This window comes from Kluyvera sp. CHPC 1.2972, from assembly GCF_036759925.1.
In the GTDB taxonomy this organism is placed as follows: domain Bacteria; phylum Pseudomonadota; class Gammaproteobacteria; order Enterobacterales; family Enterobacteriaceae; genus Kluyvera.
Map to the genome: position 1 here is coordinate 1 of NZ_JAPKIB010000002.1, position 17,938 is coordinate 17,938.

At 55.1% G+C, this 17,938-nt stretch carries 15 protein-coding genes; 7 read left to right on the forward strand and 8 right to left on the reverse strand.

The features are described from left to right. The first annotated feature begins 323 nt into the window (after positions 1 to 323). Positions 324 to 1,028, forward strand: a complete 705-nt coding sequence (locus V6944_RS03530; RefSeq protein WP_333497925.1) for a FadR/GntR family transcriptional regulator — start codon at positions 324 to 326, stop codon at positions 1,026 to 1,028. A gap of 10 nt (positions 1,029 to 1,038) precedes the next feature. Next, positions 1,039 to 2,427 (forward strand): multidrug transporter subunit MdtD, encoded by a 1,389-nt coding sequence (gene mdtD, locus V6944_RS03535; protein ID WP_185668180.1) that lies wholly within the window; start codon positions 1,039 to 1,041, stop codon positions 2,425 to 2,427. Positions 2,428 to 2,429: 2 nt separating this feature from the next. Here the strand turns inward: mdtD and rbsR are convergent, their stop codons facing one another. The 7 genes from rbsR to kup all read right to left on the reverse strand — a co-directional run bounded on the left by rbsR (position 2,430) and on the right by kup (position 10,333). Beyond that, positions 2,430 to 3,422 (reverse strand): ribose operon transcriptional repressor RbsR, encoded by a 993-nt coding sequence (gene rbsR, locus V6944_RS03540; protein WP_333495332.1) that lies wholly within the window; start codon positions 3,420 to 3,422, stop codon positions 2,430 to 2,432. Positions 3,423 to 3,425: 3 nt separating this feature from the next. Continuing rightward, positions 3,426 to 4,355: a ribokinase gene (rbsK, locus tag V6944_RS03545; RefSeq protein WP_333497926.1), complete on the reverse strand. Its 930-nt coding sequence runs from the start codon at positions 4,353 to 4,355 to the stop codon at positions 3,426 to 3,428. A 113-nt stretch (positions 4,356 to 4,468) separates the two neighbouring features. Beyond that, on the reverse strand, positions 4,469 to 5,359 hold the full coding sequence (gene rbsB / locus V6944_RS03550; protein WP_035893648.1) for a ribose ABC transporter substrate-binding protein RbsB: 891 nt from the start codon (positions 5,357 to 5,359) through the stop codon (positions 4,469 to 4,471). Between the two features lie 27 nt (positions 5,360 to 5,386). Then, on the reverse strand, positions 5,387 to 6,352 hold the full coding sequence (gene rbsC, locus V6944_RS03555) for a ribose ABC transporter permease (RefSeq protein WP_035893646.1): 966 nt from the start codon (positions 6,350 to 6,352) through the stop codon (positions 5,387 to 5,389). A gap of 5 nt (positions 6,353 to 6,357) precedes the next feature. Further along, positions 6,358 to 7,863 (reverse strand): ribose ABC transporter ATP-binding protein RbsA, encoded by a 1,506-nt coding sequence (gene rbsA / locus V6944_RS03560; RefSeq protein WP_333497927.1) that lies wholly within the window; start codon positions 7,861 to 7,863, stop codon positions 6,358 to 6,360. A 7-nt stretch (positions 7,864 to 7,870) separates the two neighbouring features. Next, entirely contained in the window at positions 7,871 to 8,290 is a 420-nt protein-coding gene (rbsD, locus tag V6944_RS03565; protein ID WP_123650958.1) for a D-ribose pyranase, read from the reverse strand. A 174-nt stretch (positions 8,291 to 8,464) separates the two neighbouring features. After that, positions 8,465 to 10,333, reverse strand: a complete 1,869-nt coding sequence (kup, locus tag V6944_RS03570; protein WP_333497928.1) for a low affinity potassium transporter Kup — start codon at positions 10,331 to 10,333, stop codon at positions 8,465 to 8,467. 219 nt (positions 10,334 to 10,552) lie between these two features. On the opposite strand from kup, the gene ravA reads away from it, so the two are divergent. Together ravA and viaA are read left to right on the forward strand one after the other, a co-directional pair. Beyond that, the gene (gene ravA / locus V6944_RS03575) at positions 10,553 to 12,049 is read left to right on the forward strand and encodes an ATPase RavA (RefSeq protein WP_333497929.1); all 1,497 of its coding nucleotides are present in this window, start codon (positions 10,553 to 10,555) and stop codon (positions 12,047 to 12,049) included. Then, entirely contained in the window at positions 12,049 to 13,500 is a 1,452-nt protein-coding gene (viaA, locus tag V6944_RS03580; RefSeq protein ID WP_185668173.1) for an ATPase RavA stimulator ViaA, read from the forward strand. Before ravA ends, viaA begins: the two co-directional genes overlap by 1 nt. Positions 13,501 to 13,508: 8 nt before the next feature. Here the strand turns inward: viaA and asnA are convergent, their stop codons facing one another. Further along, positions 13,509 to 14,501: an aspartate--ammonia ligase gene (gene asnA / locus V6944_RS03585; RefSeq protein WP_333497930.1), complete on the reverse strand. Its 993-nt coding sequence runs from the start codon at positions 14,499 to 14,501 to the stop codon at positions 13,509 to 13,511. A gap of 151 nt (positions 14,502 to 14,652) precedes the next feature. Here asnA and asnC point away from each other — a divergent pair, with 151 nt between their 5' ends. From asnC to mnmG, 3 genes are all read left to right on the forward strand, one after another. Continuing rightward, on the forward strand, positions 14,653 to 15,111 hold the full coding sequence (asnC, locus tag V6944_RS03590) for a transcriptional regulator AsnC (protein WP_035893632.1): 459 nt from the start codon (positions 14,653 to 14,655) through the stop codon (positions 15,109 to 15,111). Between the two features lie 89 nt (positions 15,112 to 15,200). Beyond that, positions 15,201 to 15,650 carry an FMN-binding protein MioC gene (gene mioC / locus V6944_RS03595; RefSeq protein WP_333495339.1) on the forward strand — a complete coding sequence of 150 codons (450 nt, stop codon included), beginning with the start codon at positions 15,201 to 15,203 and terminating at the stop codon, positions 15,648 to 15,650. Positions 15,651 to 16,023: 373 nt separating this feature from the next. Beyond that, positions 16,024 to 17,913 carry a tRNA uridine-5-carboxymethylaminomethyl(34) synthesis enzyme MnmG gene (gene mnmG / locus V6944_RS03600; protein ID WP_333497931.1) on the forward strand — a complete coding sequence of 630 codons (1,890 nt, stop codon included), beginning with the start codon at positions 16,024 to 16,026 and terminating at the stop codon, positions 17,911 to 17,913. Positions 17,914 to 17,938: the final 25 nt, after the last annotated feature.

The window sequence follows — 17,938 nt, forward strand, 5'->3', positions numbered from 1 at the left end:
CTTTCGCTCACTGTTGCGAGGTGGCGTATATTACGCTTTCCTCTTTCAGAGTCAAGCGTTTAATTTCGCTTTTCTCTGTTGAGATTCTCAGGAGAACCTCGCTGACCCGGCGGCTTGTTTGCCGTTGTTCCGTCTCAGTGGGGCCGCATTATAGGGAGTAATTGAGATCCCGCAAGCATAAATTTAAAATAATTTATCGCTCGCTCTCTTTTTCAACAATTCGTGCAGCAAAGCACCGTAAAAGGCTCGAACTGCTGTTTTTAACACCGATTCAGCACATCAAATGGCATACTACAGAAAGATAAATAATAGGAATGGCATTTATGTCTCTAAGCGCACAGCAACTGGCAGCTCAAAAGAACATCTCCTGGGTCCTGGCTGAAAAAATAGCCCAGAAGATATTAACCGGTGAATACCCGCCGGAAAGCATCCTCCCCGGCGAGATGGAGCTAGGCGAGATTTTCGGCGTCAGCCGAACCGCCGTTCGCGAGGCGGTAAAAACCCTTTCGGCAAAAGGCATGCTACTCCCGCGCCCACGCATTGGTACGCGCGTCATGCCTCAAGCGCACTGGAACTTCCTCGACACCGAGCTTATCTCCTGGTGGCTAACCGCTGATAACTTCCAGTCGGTGATGAAACACTTCCTGGTGCTGCGCCGCAGCCTCGAGCCTCAGGCCTGCATGCTGGCCGCCACGTTAGGCACAGCGGAACAGAAGGCGCATCTCAACACATTAATGGAAGAGATGGCGACGCTGGAGAACGCGTTCGATCGCACTCGCTGGATTGATATCGACACCTCCTGGCACGAGCATATCTATGAAATGAGCGCGAATCCGTTCCTGACCTCCTTCGCCAAGCTCTTCCATTCGGTGTACCACATCTATTTCACCTCTATTACTGAAGATGAGGTGATCGAGCTGGATAGCCACCAGGCCATTGTTGATGCTATCCAGGATGGCGACGGTCAGCAGGCGTTTCTGGCATGTCAGGCGTTATTAAACGCGCCGCATATCCGGGAAGCCGTCTAGAGGACATCGCATGACTGAAAAGAAAGCACGGAGTATGGCTGGCCTACCGTGGATAGCGGCAATGGCCTTCTTTATGCAGGCGCTGGACGCCACCATCCTGAATACCGCCCTTCCGGCCATCGCCCACAGCCTTAACCGTTCGCCGCTGGCCATGCAGTCGGCGATTATCAGCTATACGCTGACCGTCGCGATGCTGATCCCGGTGAGCGGCTGGCTGGCCGACCGTTTCGGTACTCGCCGCGTCTTTATGTTAGCGGTGAGTCTGTTCACTCTTGGCTCTCTGGCCTGCGCGCTCTCTTCTTCATTAACTGAGCTGGTTATCTTCCGGGTAATTCAAGGGATTGGCGGCGCCATGATGATGCCCGTCGCGCGCCTGGCGTTACTGCGCGCCTACCCACGCAGCGAACTGCTGCCGGTGCTTAATTTTGTCACCATGCCGGGCCTGATTGGGCCGATTCTTGGCCCGGTGCTCGGCGGCGTATTCGTCACCTGGGCCACCTGGCACTGGATTTTCCTCATTAACATACCGATTGGCGTGGTCGGGATGCTGTACGCCCGGAAATATATGCCGAACTTCACCACGCCGCGGCGGCGCTTCGATTTTTCCGGTTTCCTGCTCTTCGGGCTAAGCCTGGTACTCTTCTCCATCGGTATGGAGCTGCTCGGGGAGCAGATCGTGTCGGGCTGGGTAGCATTAATGATAGTCTTGCTCAGCATCCTTCTGTTGCTCGCCTATATCCGCCACGCGCGCAAGCACCCTACGCCGCTGATTTCACTGTCGCTGTTCAAAACGCGCACCTTTTCCGTCGGTATCGCCGGAAACCTGGCAACACGCCTGGGCACCGGCTGCGTACCGTTCCTGATGCCCTTGATGCTCCAGGTTGGCTTCGGTTATCCGGCGCTGATCGCGGGCTGCATGATGGCGCCGACGGCTATCGGTTCGATTATTGCGAAATCGACCGTTACTGCCGTACTGCGCCGTTTGGGATATAGGAAAACACTGGTGGGGGTCACGCTGTTTATCGGGCTGATGATCGCGCAGTTTTCGCTGCAATCGCCGTCGATGCCGATATGGATGTTGATTCTGCCGCTGCTGGTGCTGGGGATGGCGATGTCGACGCAGTTCACCTCGATGAACACCATTACGCTTGCCGACCTGACGGACGATAACGCCAGCGGCGGTAATAGCCTGCTGGCGGTGACCCAACAGTTGTCGATTAGCCTGGGGGTTGCCATCAGCGCTGCGGTGCTGCGTTCCTATCAGAGTATTGTGGGTTCAACCATCGATCAGTTCCACTATACCTTTATTACCATGGGCGTGATTACGGCGATATCCGCGCTGATGTTCCTGCTGCTGCGGCCGAAAGACGGCCGCAACCTAATAAAAGAAAAGCACTAGCCTCATACCGAGCCGCGAACCACCAGCTCGGGCGTCAACTGCATACGCTGCTGTTTCTGCCCGGGCTGAGCGATACGATGAATCAACACATCAATCGCCAGCTCGCCAAGTTCATCTTTCGGCTGGTGAATGGTGGTCAGCGGCGGCGTCATATAGCGCGCCAGCTCGATGTCATCATAGCCAATCACCGCCATGTCCTGTGGAATACGCAAACCGGCCTGATACAGCGCCTGATAGGCGCCGACCGCCATGGCATCATTACCAACAAAGACCGCATCCGGGCGCTCGGGATGCTTCAGCAGCTGCTGCATCGCTTCCAGACCGCCGCCGAACTCGAAGTCGCTGGTTATCTCATAGCCGTCCGGGATGGGCAGCTTCGCGTTATGCATCGCTTCCCGGTATCCCTCCAGGCGCAAACGCGCCGGGGTTTTATCCAACGGGCCAGCAATGCAGGCAATGCGCGTATGGCCGCGTTCAATCAGGTAACGGGTCGCCATATCGCCACCAAACAGCGAATTATCCTGAATCAGGTCGCTGTCACCGTCAAACGGTGCCCAGTCCATCATCACGGAAGGAATAGAAGGGTAGCGCTGCATGATCTCCAGCGACGGCTGGTGCGTTTCGGTGCACAGCAGCAGCAGCCCGTCGACACGCTTTTGCATCAGCGTCTCAAGATTGCGGTTCATTCGCTGCTCATCGCCTTCAGTGTTACACAGCACCAGGCTATAGCCGCGCTCAAAGCAGCTGCGCTCGACGCCGCGCACCAGTTCAGAGTAGAACGGGTTGGTACTGGCGGTGATCAGCATGCCAATAGTATGAGTCTGATTCAGCTTGAGGCTACGCGCCAGCGCCGACGGCGCGTAGTTCAGCGTTTTGATGGCCGCATCAACTTTCTCGGTAATCGCCTCGCTGACGAAGCGATCTTTATTGATGACGTGCGATACGGTTGAGGTGGAAACGCCCGCCAGGCGAGCAACATCCTTCATCGTGGCCAAGCATTACCCCTGTTGACGTAAGAATTCGTCGATCTCTTCACGCCATGGAACCGATGGCTGAGCGCCTTTACGCGTTACGGCGATCGCCGCAGCTGCATGAGCAAAGCGCAGGGCATCCGCCAGCGGCGTGTTTTCCAGCAACGCGGTCATCAGCGCGCCATTAAAGGTGTCGCCTGCGGCAATGGTATCGATGGCCTGGACTTTAAAGCCCGGTACGCGACGGCCTTCACCCTTCACGCTGGCCCATACGCCACGGCTGCCGAGGGTGATGATCACCGTATCGATACCTTTGGCATGCAGGACCTGCGCGGCTTTCACGGCGTCTTCATCGTTTTCTACCCGCACGCCGGTCAGCTTCTCGGCTTCGGTTTCGTTCGGGGTAATGATATCCACCAGCGACAGGAGTTCATCCGGCAGCTCGCGCGCCGGAGCCGGGTTTAATACCACGGTGGTCTGGTTCTGGTGGGCAATCTGCGCGGCCAGCTGCACGCTGTCCAGCGGGGATTCAAGCTGCATCAGCAGCGCATCAGCCTGAGCGATGCGCTCACGCTGCGCGTCGACTAATGAAGTTGATAATGCGGCGTTGGCTCCGGCATGAATACCAATAACGTTTTCGCCTTCACCGTTCACAAAAATGAGTGCCACACCGGTCGACTCGCCCGCCACGGCGCTTACCGGCGCAACGTCAATGCGGTCAACCTGTAACTGTTTACGGATGCGTTCACCGATATCGTCGTCGCCCGTGCAGGCAATAAACGCGATATCCGCACCGCTGCGCCCGGCGGCAACTGCCTGGTTTGCGCCTTTGCCGCCGAAAGCGACCTGATAATGGCTACCGGTGACGGTTTCGCCAGGCGTCGGGAAAGATTCAAGATTGAGAATGTGATCGGCATTGATGCTGCCAAGGACGACGAGTTTGCCTGCGGTTTTCATTTTCAGAGTGTCCGGTAAGATGCGCCACCGGTTGACTTACCGGTGGCGCGTGCCCTGCTTTTATTTTTGATGTTGTCCCTCAGGCTGCAAGAGCCTGAATCGCATTCGCGTTATTACTGCTTAATTACCAGCTTCAGGTCAACAGGATATTTCGCCTGGACCTTTTCGCCTTTCAGCACTTTGTCAGCGGTTTCAACGCCGGTCGCACCGATCTGGTCAGGTAACTGCGCGATAGTCGCCGCCAGTTTGCCATCTTTCACCGCTTTCTCGCCATCTGGCGTACCGTCAAACCCAACCACCATCACATCGGATTTACCGGCAGTTTGCAGCGCACGCAGGGCGCCCAGCGCCATTTCGTCGTTCTGTGCAAAGACCGCTTTCACGTCCGGATGCGCAGTCAGCAGGTTCTGCATCACGTTCAGACCTTTAGTACGGTCGAAGTCGGCAGGCTGGCTCGCCAGGACGTTAAATTTGTGAGCCGCAACGGCCTGCTGGAAGCCTTCGCCACGCTCACGCGCTGCGGAAGTCCCGGCAATCCCCTGCAGTTCGATAACCTTCGCACCTTCACCGGCTTTCTTCGCGATGTAATCACCCGCGATTTTACCGCCCAGCACGTTATCGGAAGCAATGTGGCTCACGACCTCGCCTTTAGAGGCGACGCGGTCCAGGGTGATAACCGGAATTTTCGCCTGGTTAGCCATCTTGATAGCGTTACCGACAGCATCGGAGTCAGTTGGGTTGATCAGCAGAATTTTGGTGCCACGAACCGTTAAATCCTGAACGTTAGCCAGCTCTTTCGCCGGGTTATTCTGTGAGTCCAGAACCACCAGGTTGTAACCCAGTTTATCGGCTTCTTTCTGCGCGCCATCCTTCAGAGAGACAAAGAACGGGTTATTCAGGGTAGAGATAACCAGCGCAATGGTGTCTTTCGCCATCGCGTTCGCACTCACGGTAGCGCTCAGCGCAACCGCAGAAACCAGGGTAGCCAGTTTTTTCATGTTCATATCTAAGATGTCCTGTAGTGTCGTGAATTACTGCTTTTTGTTGTCCACCAGCACCGCCAGCAAAATGACGACTGCTTTAACGATCATCTGGTAATAAGAAGAAACGCCTAACAAGTTCAAACCGTTGTTCAAGAACCCAAGAATCAGCGCACCGATAAGCGTGCCGACGATACGACCTTTACCGCCTGCCAGGCTGGTTCCGCCCAGCACCACCGCCGCGATAGCATCCAGCTCATAGCCGGTACCCGCCGTCGGTTGCGCAGAAGAGAGACGCGCCACTTCGATAATCCCCGCCAGCGCCGACAGCAGCCCGCACAGAGAGTAGACGATAATTTTGACTTTATTAACGCTGATACCGGAAAGACGCGTTGCCGCTTCGTTGCCGCCCAGCGCATAGATATAACGACCCAGACGGGTGTGATGCAGCATGTACCACGCGGCCAGGAAAACAATCCCCATGATCCATACCGGAGTAGGGATGCCCAGCGGACGACCAATCCCGAACCAGCCAAAAACATCGGCGTTATCGGTAAACCCGGTATTCACCGGACTGCCGTTGGTGTACACCATGGTCACACCACGCAGCAGCAGCATCATCACCAGCGTGGCGATAAACGCCTGAACGCGCCCTTTGGCGACGATTACACCGGTAACGGCCCCGATTGCGGCACCTAATGCGAGTGCGGCAGCAACCGCCACCAGCGCATTAACTTCGATGCCCACAATCGACGCGGCGACCGCGCCGGTCAACGCCAGCAGAGAACCGACGGACAGGTCGATCCCCGACGTTAAAATGACCAGCGTCATCCCGACCGCCATGATCGCATTCACGGAGGTTTGCTGCAGGATGTTGAACAGGTTATTAACGGTAAAAAAGTTCGGGCTCATGGTCGATACAATCGCTATCAGCACCAGCAGGGCTATCAGCGATTTTTGCTCCAGCAGCCATGCTTTAGTGAAATAGCGGCGACCCGCCACAGACTGGGTTGTCATCTTTTTTACTCCTGGTTCACGCGGTTAAGCTTGCCCACTGCGGCAGCCATTAATACTTCCTGGGTGGCCTGCTCGCGTGAAAACTCACCGCCGAGATGCCCTTCATGCATCACAATAATGCGATCGCTCATCCCCAATACTTCCGGCATCTCGGAAGAGACCAGAATGATGCTCAGGCCATCGGCCTTGAACTGGTTGATAAGCTGGTAAATCTCTTTCTTCGCCCCCACGTCGACGCCGCGCGTCGGTTCATCGAGGATCAGTACCTTTGGACGGGTCATCAGGCCACGGGCAATCGCCACTTTCTGCTGATTACCGCCGGAGAGCAGGCCGATTGCCTGTTCCATAGAAGGGGTTTTGACGTTAAACAGGCGGATAAAGTCACCGACCGCCTGCTGTTCGTCTTTATGCTTCAGGCCACCGCCGGCACGGCTGAAATAGCGCAGCGCGGTCAGCGACATGTTCTCTTTCACCGACATGCCCAGCACCAGGCCATCGCGCTTACGGTCTTCGGAAATATAAACGATGCCGTTTGCCAGGCCGTCCTGCGGTGAACGGGTCACCACTTCATGACCGTCGAGCGTCACGTAGCCGCTGGTGCGCGGCAGCGCGCCGTACAGCACCTTCATCAGTTCGGTACGGCCCGCGCCCATCAGCCCAGCGACGCCAAGTATTTCGCCTTTGCGCAGGGTAAAGGTGACGTTTTCCACGCCCGGCCCGCACAGTGCATCTACTTTCAGGCGGATCTCACCCGGTTCTTTATCGAGATGTGGATACTGATCTTCGAGTTTACGTCCGACCATCATTTCAATCAGGCGGTCTTCATCGAGGCTCGCTACTTCGCGCTCGGCAATAAACTGCCCGTCGCGGAAGACGGTGACGTCGTCGCAGATCTCGAAAATCTCTTTCATACGGTGGGAGATATAAACAATGCCGCGCCCCTGCGATTTCAGCTCGCGGATAACGCGGAACAGGGACTCGGTTTCGGTATCGGTCAGTGCATCAGTCGGTTCATCCATTACGATGACCTTCGACTCAAAGCTCAGCACCTTAGCAATTTCCACCATCTGCTGATCGCCGATAGAGAGGTCGCCCACCAGGCGGTCGCTCTTAAAGCGCAGATTGAGTTTTGCCAGCAGGATATCGGCCTCGGCATACATCTTCTTCCAGTCTATTTTGCCAAAGCGATTCACGAACTCACGGCCGAGGAAAATGTTCTCGGCAATCGTCAGCTGCGGGATCAGGTTCAGCTCCTGGTGGATGATGCCGATACCGGCTTCCTGGGAAGATTTAGGGCCATTAAAGGTGGTCTCTTTACCCAGCCATAATAATGAACCGGCATCGCGGGCGTAGATCCCGGTCAGCACTTTCATCATGGTGGATTTGCCCGCGCCGTTTTCGCCCACCAGCGCCATCACGCGACCGGAGTAGACGTTAAGCGCGGCGCCGGAGAGCGCCTTTACGCCCGGGAACGATTTATCGATCCCTTTCAGTTGTAAGAGTGCGTCCATGATGGCCTCAGAAGGTGACGCCAGCACAGAGAATGATATTCGCATACGGGGAGCATTCCCCGCTGCGAATCACCGCCTGACTGTCTGCGGTTTGTTGTTTGAACTGTTCATGCGAGACGTAACGAACGTCAATGGTATTTCCCTGGTGTTGCTGCAGCTGCTCAATGTGTTTGAGCAACGCTTCGTGGAGCTGCGGATTATGTTGCTGAATTTCCGCGGCGAGAATGGCGGCCTCGACCTGCATCTCCTGCGTCACCACGCCCAGCACCTGCATAAAGGTGGGAACGCCCTGGGTGAGCGCCATATCAATGCGCGCCGTGCTGCGAGGAATAGGTAAGCCCGCATCGCACACCACCAGCGTATCGGTATGCCCCAGACGGGAGATAACCGACGAGATTTCAGAGTTGAGTACCGTGCCTTTCTTCATTTTGTTTTCTTGCTCCACTAGCGAAACGTTTCGCTAGCATCAGTTTAGTCTGAAGAGCGAACAGAAAACCACCATCAGGTTATAGAAATGTGATCGCCATCGAAACGTTTCGCGAACAAAGGGGAGGGGAGAAAAAAACGCCCTCCGTCAGAATGAGGGAGGGCGTTGATAGCATTAGATTTCGACCTGGGTACCCAGTTCGATAACGCGGTTTGGCGGGATCTCGAACTGATCCGGCGCGCGAAGCGCGTTGCGCTGCAGCAGCAGGTAGAGCTTGCCGCGCAGACGCAGGTACCATGGGCGTTTGCCGACAATCAGCGATTCATGCGACATAAAGAACGAGGTTTCCATCATTCGGCAACTTAAGCCTTCCAGGCCGCAGCGGTGGAATACTTCTTCCACGTTTGGCGTTTCACGCCAGCCGTAGCTGGCCACGACGCGCCAGAAGGTTGGCGAGAGCTGCTCAATCTGCACGCGGCGAACGTTATGTACGTACGGCGCATCTTCGGTACGCAGCGTCAGCAGGATAACCCGCTCGTGCAGCACCTTGTTGTGCTTGAGGTTATGCAGCATGGCAAACGGAATCACGTTCAGCGCACGAGACATATACACCGCGGTGCCCGGTACACGTACCGGCGGCGATTTCTCCAGTGAAGCGATCATGGCTTCAAGGGAGTTACCATGTTCATGCATACGACGCAGCAGGCGGAAGCGCTCGCTTTTCCAGGTGGTCATGATGGTAAACATGATCAGCGCCAGGGTCAGCGGCAGCCAACCGCCGGAGACGATTTTATCGAGGTTCGCCGAGAACAGCGGAATATCGATGCACATAAACGCCACGAACAGCAGCGCCACAAAGAACTTATTCCAGCGCCAGTTCTTGCGAGCCACCGTGGTGAACAGAATCGTCGTCAGTACCATGGTCCCGGTCACGGCAATACCGTACGCCGCCGCCAGGTTTGAGGAGTGCTCAAAGCTGACGATAACCACCACCACCGAGATATAAAGCAGCCAGTTAATAAACGGGATATAGATCTGGCCGGACTCCATTTCCGACGTGTGAATAATGCGCATTGGCGACAGGTACCCCAAACGCACCGCCTGGCGAGTCAGCGAGAAGACCCCGGAAATAACCGCCTGAGAGGCGATAACCGTCGCCAATGCCGCAATCACCAGCATCGGAATCAGCGCCCAATCAGGGGCCAACAGGAAGAATGGGTTCTTAATAGCTTCAGGGTGCTTTAACAGCAGTGCGCCCTGACCAAAGTAGTTCAACACCAGTGAAGGCAGAACCACCGAGAACCAGGCCAGACGAATCGGTAATTTCCCGAAGTGCCCCATATCGGCATACAGCGCTTCCACGCCGGTAATTGACAGCACCACCGCGCCCAACGCAACGAAGGAGACGGTTTTATATTGCAGGAAGAAGTTCACCGCCCAATAAGGATTAAGGGCATGCAAGACATCCGGGTTAGCAATAATGCTACGCGCGCCAAGGACCGCCAGCAGCAGGAACCAGATAAGCATAATCGGCGCGAACAGTTTGCCAACCATGCTGGTACCGTGCTTCTGGATAGCAAAAAGCAGCGTCAGGACGATGATAGAGATGGGGACAATCCAGGTATCAAGCGTAGGCGCGATGATCTCCAGACCTTCGATCGCCGACATCACCGAGATAGCCGGGGTAATGACCACTTCACCATAGAAGAAGCTTCCCCCAATAAGTCCAAGGATCACCAGTATTGATGTCGTTCTTGCGGAGGTATTACGCCCGGCAAGTGACATCAGCGTAAGGATCCCGCCTTCACCGGCGTTATCCGCCCGCATCACGAAGGTAATGTATTTGAGTGAAACCGTAAAAATCAGCAGCCAGAAAATTAATGACAGAAAGCCAAAAACCGCGTCACGTTCAACGCCAAAACCAAACTGCCCAGACAAACATTCACGAAGCGTATAAAGAGGGCTGGTACCAATATCGCCGTATACCACGCCAATTGCAGCGAGTGTAATCGCTGATAAAGATTGTTTCTTATCAGTGCTCATAGACTAGTCTTTCGTTTACGAAACAAATGTGTGCCTAGTCCCTTGGCCCACTAAAAGCGCACAGTATGCACGATTAACATCGAAATCGTACCCCTTAATTGCGTCATCTTAACCTGCCTCAATAAATAGCGAGGGACTATTCAGGCTATTCACCTAAAGAGTTATACGTCTATACTCAGCCAGTTAGCAGAATAAACGGTGAAAGGACGCAACTTAATTATGGCGCAACCACATTTATTAGCAGAAAGAATTTCACGCCTGAGCAGCGCGCTGGAGAAAGGCCTTTTTGAGCGTAGCCATGCCATGCGGCTCTGCCTATTGGCGGCCCTGAGCGGGGAGAGCGTGTTTTTACTCGGCCCTCCCGGTATCGCCAAAAGCTTGATCGCCCGCCGCCTGAAGTTTGCCTTCCAGCACGCTCGTGCCTTTGAATACCTGATGACCCGTTTCTCCACGCCGGAAGAGGTATTTGGCCCGCTCTCTATTCAGGCCTTAAAAGATGAAGGGCGCTATGAGCGTCTGACCGCCGGCTACTTGCCAGAGGCGGAAATCGTCTTCCTTGATGAGATCTGGAAAGCCGGCCCGGCAATTCTGAACACCTTGCTGACCGCCATTAACGAACGCCACTTCCGTAACGGCGCCAGCGTCGAAAAAATCCCGATGCGCCTGCTGGTAACGGCCTCCAACGAACTGCCGGAAGCGGAAAGCAGCCTCGAAGCGCTGTATGACCGTATGCTGATTCGCCTGTGGCTCGATAAAGTGCAGGATAAAGGCAATTTCCGCTCAATGCTGATTAGCCAACAGGATGAGAACGACAACCCGATTCCCACCAACCTTCAGGTCACCGATGAAGAGTACTTCCAGTGGCAGAAGGATATCGGCAACGTGAAGCTGCCGGATGCGGTGTTTGAATTGATCTTCACCCTGCGTCAGCAGCTCGACAACCTGCCGAATGCGCCTTACGTCTCCGACCGTCGCTGGAAAAAAGCGATCCGTCTGCTTCAGGCCTGCGCCTTCTTCAGCGGCCGCGATACGATCGCCCCCATCGATCTGATCCTCTTAAAAGAGTGTCTATGGCATGACGCAGAAAGCCGAAATCTGCTGCAACAACAAATAGATATTTTGATGACCGGGCATGCGTGGCAGCAGCAGGCGATGCTCAATAAGCTGGGCGCTATAACCCAGCAGCGTCTGCAAATTCAGCAGCAGCAAAGCGACAAAACGGCGCTGAAGGTCACCCGGCTCGGCGGTATGTTCAGCCGCAAGCCCCACTATGAGCTGCCGCCAGAGGTGCAGTCGCCAACGGTGACACTGCTGCTGCAAAAACCGCTCAAGCTGCATGATATCGACGTTATTCACATCGCCTTTGACCGTCAGGCACTGGCAAACTGGCTGGAGAAGAGCGGCGAAATCCGCGGCAAGCTCAACGGCATCGGCTTTGCGCTGGCGCTGAATATGGAAGTCGACGCTAGCCAGCACCTGGTGGTGCGCGATGTCAGTCTTCAGGGGACACGCCTGTCATTACCCGGAACGGGGACGACGGAGAATATGCCGGCGGAAATCCGCCAGCAGCTGCTCGCACTGGATGAAGAGTGGCACCAGCAGCACAACCGCTTTAGCGAACAGCAAAAATGCCTCTTTATTAATGAAGAGTGGCTCGGCCGAATTGAAGCCAGCCTGCAGGATGTGGCTGTGCAAATTAAGCAGGCGCAGCTTTAATGCTGACTATCGATACGCTCAACGTTATGCTGGCGGTCAGCGAAGAGGGGATGATCGAAGAGATGATCATCGCCCTGCTGGCCTCGCCACAGTTGGCTATCTTTTTTGAAAAGTTTCCTCGTTTAAAAACTGCGATTACCGACGATCTTCCCCGCTGGCGCGACACCTTTAAGGGCCGCCTGAAAGGGGCGCCGGTTCCACCGGAGCTGGAAGAAGAGGTCATCTGCTACCAGCAGAGTCAGCTACTTTCCACCGCGCAGTTTATCGTTCAGCTGCCGCAGATTCTGGCGCTACTGACGCGGCTGCATTCGCCGTTTGCAACACAGGCGCAGCAGCTTGTCGCCAACAATGCGACCTTCACCCCCGCGCTACACACCCTTTTCCTGCAGCGCTGGCGGCTGAGTCTGGTCGTTCAGGTAACGTCGCTTAACCAGCAGATGCTGGAAGAAGAGCGCGAACAGCTGTTGAGCGAAGTGCAGGAGCGTATGACCTTAAGCGGCCAGCTGGAGCCGGTGTTGGTGGAGAACGACAGTGCCGGTGGGCGGCTGTGGGATATGAGCGCCGGGCAGCTCAAGCGCGGCGACTATCAGCTGATCGTCAAATACGGCGAGTTTCTCAGCCAGCAGCCGGAGCTGATGCGTCTGGCTGAACAACTCGGGCGTTCCCGCGAAGCGAAATCCGTGCCGAAGAAAGATGCGCCGATGGAGACCTTCCGCACCATGGTGCGCGAACCCTCCACTGTGCCAGAGCAGGTCGATGGCATTCAGCAAAGTGACGATATTCTGCGTCTGCTGCCGCCGGAGCTGGCAACGCTGGGGATGACCGAGCTGGAGTATGAATTCTACCGCCGGCTGGTGGAGAAACAGCTGCTGACCTACCGCCTGCACGGTGATGCCTGGCGCGAGAAGGTCACCGAGCGCCCGGTGGTTCGTCAGGATGAAGACGAACAGCCGCGCGGCCCGTTTGTAGTCTGCGTGGATACTTCCGGTTCGATGGGCGGCTTCAACGAGCAGTGCGCCAAAGCCTTCTGCCTTGCACTGATGCGCGTGGCGCTGGCGGATAACCGCCGCTGCTACATCATGCTGTTTTCCACGGAAGTTGTGCGCTATGAACTCACCGATCGCCAGGGGCTGGAGCAGGCAATTCGCTTTTTAAGCCAGCGTTTTCGCGGCGGCACCGATATGGCAAGCTGTCTGCGTGCGGTGATTGAGCAGCTACAAAACCCGCAGTGGCAGGATGCCGACGCAGTGGTCATTTCCGATTTTATCGCTCAACGGCTGCCGGATGAGGTGGTGAAAAAGGTGGGGGATCTGCAGCATAAATATCAGCACCGGTTTCATGCGGTGGCGATGTCTGCACATGGAAAACCCGGGATCATGCGCATCTTCGATCATATCTGGCGCTTTGATACCGGGTTGAGAAGCCGCCTGCTAAGACGCTGGCAGCGTTGATTTAAGCATTACAGCAGGGCGGAGACGCTCTCACGAACCTGCGCTGGCCATACGCCGCACTGTACCTGCCCGATATGGGAGAGTTGCAGCAGCAGCATCGTCAAACGAGACTGACCAATGCCGCCGCCAATCGTCTGCGGCATTTCACCGCGCAGCAGCGCCTGGTGCCATTCAAGCTGCAGACGATCTTCATCGCCGGTTAACGCCAACTGGTGCTTCAGTGCGTTAGCATCAACGCGGATCCCCATAGAGGAAAGCTCGAAGGCATCTTCCAGCACCGGGTTCCACACCAGAATATCACCGTTCAGGCCAGAGAGGCCGGAAGCGCTCTGGGTGCTCCAGTCGTCATAGTCCGGCGCACGGACGTCGTGACGCTGGCCGTCGGACAGTTTACCGCCGATCCCGATCAGGAAGACCGCGCCCAGCTCTTTAGCAATCGCGCGCTCACGCCCTTTCGCATCGAGGCCTGGGTAGCGGCTCAGCAGCGTTTCGCTATGAACGAAGTGGATCTGCTCTGGCAGGAACGGTGTCAGACCAAATTCTTTGCTCACGGCAGCTTCAGTTTCTTTAATACCCGCCCAGATTGCCTTCACGGTGCTTTCCAGCGTGCCGATATGGCGCTCTTCATCACCCATTACGCGCTCCCAGTCCCACTGGTCGACGTAAACGGAGTGAATGGCGGTGAGTCGGTCTTCATCGGGGCGAAGGGCCTTCATGTGCGTGTACAGCCCTTCGCCCGCGCTGAAGTCGTGTTGTCCCAGGGTTTGACGTTTCCACTTCGCAAGGGAGTGAACCACTTCGAACTGGGCATCTGGCAGTGTTTTCACCTTCACCTGAACCGCCTTCTCGCAACCAGACAGGTTGTCCTGTGTCCCATCTCCCACGCGGCTTAAGATCGGCGCCTGGACTTCTACGAGCCCTAGCTTCTCTTCCAGCTGACGGGAAAAATAGGATTTAACGAAACTAATCTGGCGTTGTTTTGCGATGTATGCGGTTTTCATTATTTTTACTCCTGCGTCCTGTTGGTATTGATTAAGCAACAAAACAGGACACCAATTCAATAATCAAACAATAAAAAGCCTTACTCACTTTTGATTCAATAAAATAACAGGCTAAAATAGAGTGAATCATCAATCTTCATAAGAAAAAGCTATGGAAAATTATCAAATCGACAATCTGGATCGCGGCATCCTTGAGGCGTTAATGGCCAATGCCCGTACCGCCTATGCCGAACTGGCCAAACAGTTCGCCGTGAGCCCGGGCACGATTCACGTTCGCGTAGAGAAGATGAAGCAGGCGGGGATTATTACCGGCGCGCACGTCGACGTCAGTCCTAAGCAGTTGGGTTACGACGTGGGCTGCTTTATCGGCATCATTCTGAAGAGCGCCAAGGACTATCCTTCGGCGCTGGCAAGGCTGGAAAGCCTGGATGAGGTCACCGAGGCGTACTATACCACCGGGCACTACAGCATCTTTATTAAGGTAATGTGCAAATCCATCGATGCCCTGCAACAGGTACTTATCAACAAGATCCAAACAATTGATGAAATTCAGTCCACCGAAACCCTGATCGTCCTGCAGAACCCGATCATGCGTACCATCAAGCCGTGAGCAGCTTTTTTAATCCCACATTTTTCCACAGGTAGATCCCAGCTCACACACAGCGTACAATGCCCTCCTCTATATATAGGTGGGCGATCATGGCAGATATCACTCTTATCAGCGGCAGTACTCTCGGCAGTGCGGAATATGTAGCAGAGCATTTGGCTGAAAAACTGGAAGATGCCGGTTTTACCAGCGAAATGCAGCACGGACCGATGCTGGATGACCTGCCGACGGAAGGGATCTGGCTGGTTATCAGTTCCACGCACGGTGCAGGAGACATTCCTGACAACCTGCTGCCTTTATATGAAGCGTTACGTGAGCAAAAACCGGATCTCTCCCAGGTTCGCTTCGGCGCAATCGGGATTGGCAGCCGCGAATATGACACGTTTTGCGGCGCGATCGACAAGCTGGATGCCGAACTGAAGGCCTGCGGGGCCAAACAGATTGGCGAAACGCTGAAGATCAACGTGCTCGAACATGAGATTCCTGAAGATCCGGCCGAAATCTGGTTGGGATCGTGGCATCTTTTGCTCAGAGATTTGTAAAGATCCGAATTTATTGTGTGGATAACTCTGGTTAAAAGCTTGGATCAACCGGTAGTTATCCAAAGAATAACTTCTGTCTTGTTTTTGACCTGTGTATAACCCTTCGTTTTGATCCCAGCTTATACTGAACAGGATCACCGATCATTCACAGCTAACGATCCTTCTTAAACGGTTGATCTTAAAATGCGGATCGGACTTATCCACAAAGGTTGGCGATCCTAATAAGAGATCACAATAGAACAGATCTCTAAATAAAAAGATCTTCTTTTTAATACCCAAGATCCGAACCCTTTCTCCATCGACTAAAGTTGAGTAGAATCCACGGCCCGGGCTTCAATCCATTTTCACACCGCTTTACGCGAGGCAAACCACCATGTTTTATCAGGATCCTTTTGACGTCATCATCATTGGCGGGGGTCATGCAGGCACTGAGGCCGCGATGGCCGCAGCGCGTATGGGTCAACAGACTCTGCTTTTGACACACAATATCGACACGTTGGGGCAGATGAGCTGCAACCCGGCGATTGGCGGCATTGGGAAAGGACACCTGGTAAAAGAAGTGGATGCCCTTGGCGGTCTGATGGCGACGGCGATCGACCAGGCAGGCATTCAGTTTAGGATACTAAACGCCAGCAAAGGCCCGGCCGTTCGTGCCACCCGCGCACAGGCGGATCGCGTGCTCTATCGTCAGGCGGTACGCACTGCGCTAGAGAACCAGCCGAACCTGATGATCTTCCAGCAGGCGGTTGAAGATCTGATTGTTGAGAACGATCGCGTTGTTGGTGCCGTGACCCAGATGGGTCTCAAATTCCGCGCCAAAGCCGTGGTACTGACCGTCGGTACCTTCCTTGACGGCAAGATTCACATTGGCCTGGATAACTACAGCGGTGGCCGCGCTGGCGATCCGCCATCTATCCCGCTGTCTCGCCGTCTGCGTGAACTGCCGCTGCGCGTGAGTCGCCTGAAAACCGGTACACCACCGCGTATTGACGCACGTACTATCGACTTTAGCGTCCTGGGTCAGCAAAACAGCGATAACCCACTGCCAGTTTTCTCTTTCCTGGGGAACGCCTCTCAGCACCCTCGCCAGATGCCGTGCTACGTCACGCATACCAACGAGAAAACGCATGAGGTGATCCGCAATAACCTCGATCGCAGCCCAATGTACGCCGGCGTGATCGAAGGGATCGGCCCGCGCTATTGCCCATCGATCGAAGATAAAGTGATGCGCTTTGCCGATCGTAACCAGCATCAGGTATTCCTCGAGCCGGAAGGACTGACCTCCAACGAAATTTATCCAAACGGTATCTCCACCAGCCTGCCGTTTGATGTGCAGATGCAAATTGTCCGTTCCATGCAGGGGATGGAAAACGCGCGAATCGTTCGTCCTGGCTACGCCATTGAGTACGATTTCTTCGATCCACGTGACCTGAAACTCACGCTGGAAAGCAAATTTATCCATGGTCTGTTCTTTGCTGGTCAAATCAACGGCACCACCGGCTATGAAGAAGCTGCCGCTCAGGGCATGCTGGCCGGACTTAACGCTGCCCGTTTGTCTGCCGACAAAGAGGGCTGGGCGCCGCGTCGTGACCAGGCCTACCTCGGTGTGCTGGTGGATGACCTTTGCACGCTCGGTACCAAAGAACCGTACCGCATGTTCACCTCCCGCGCGGAATACCGCCTGATGCTGCGTGAAGACAACGCCGACCTGCGTCTGACCGAAATCGGTCGTGAACTGGGAATGGTGGACGACGTTCGTTGGGCGCGCTTCAACGAGAAGCTGGAGAACATCGAACGCGAACGCCAGCGTCTGAAGTCTACCTGGATTACACCATCATCGGAGTCTGCGGCCGAAGTGAATGCTCACCTGAGTGCACCACTCACGCGCGAAGCCAGCGGTGAAGATCTGCTGCGTCGCCCGGAAATGACTTATGAACAGCTGACTGCGTTGACGCCGTTTGTTCCTATGCTGGAAGATGCGCAGGCAGCAGAGCAGGTAGAAATTCAGGTTAAATACGAAGGCTATATCGCCCGTCAGCAGGATGAAATCGAGAAACAGCAGCGCAACGAAAATACCTTGCTACCTGCAACGCTGGACTACCGCCAGGTTAACGGCCTATCCAACGAAGTGATCGCTAAACTCAACGATCACAAACCGGTTTCGATAGGCCAGGCGTCTCGTATCTCCGGGATCACGCCAGCAGCAATCTCTATTCTGCTGGTATGGCTGAAAAAACAGGGGCTGCTGCGCCGCAGCGCTTAATGCACCGACCATTGCCCGGTGGCGC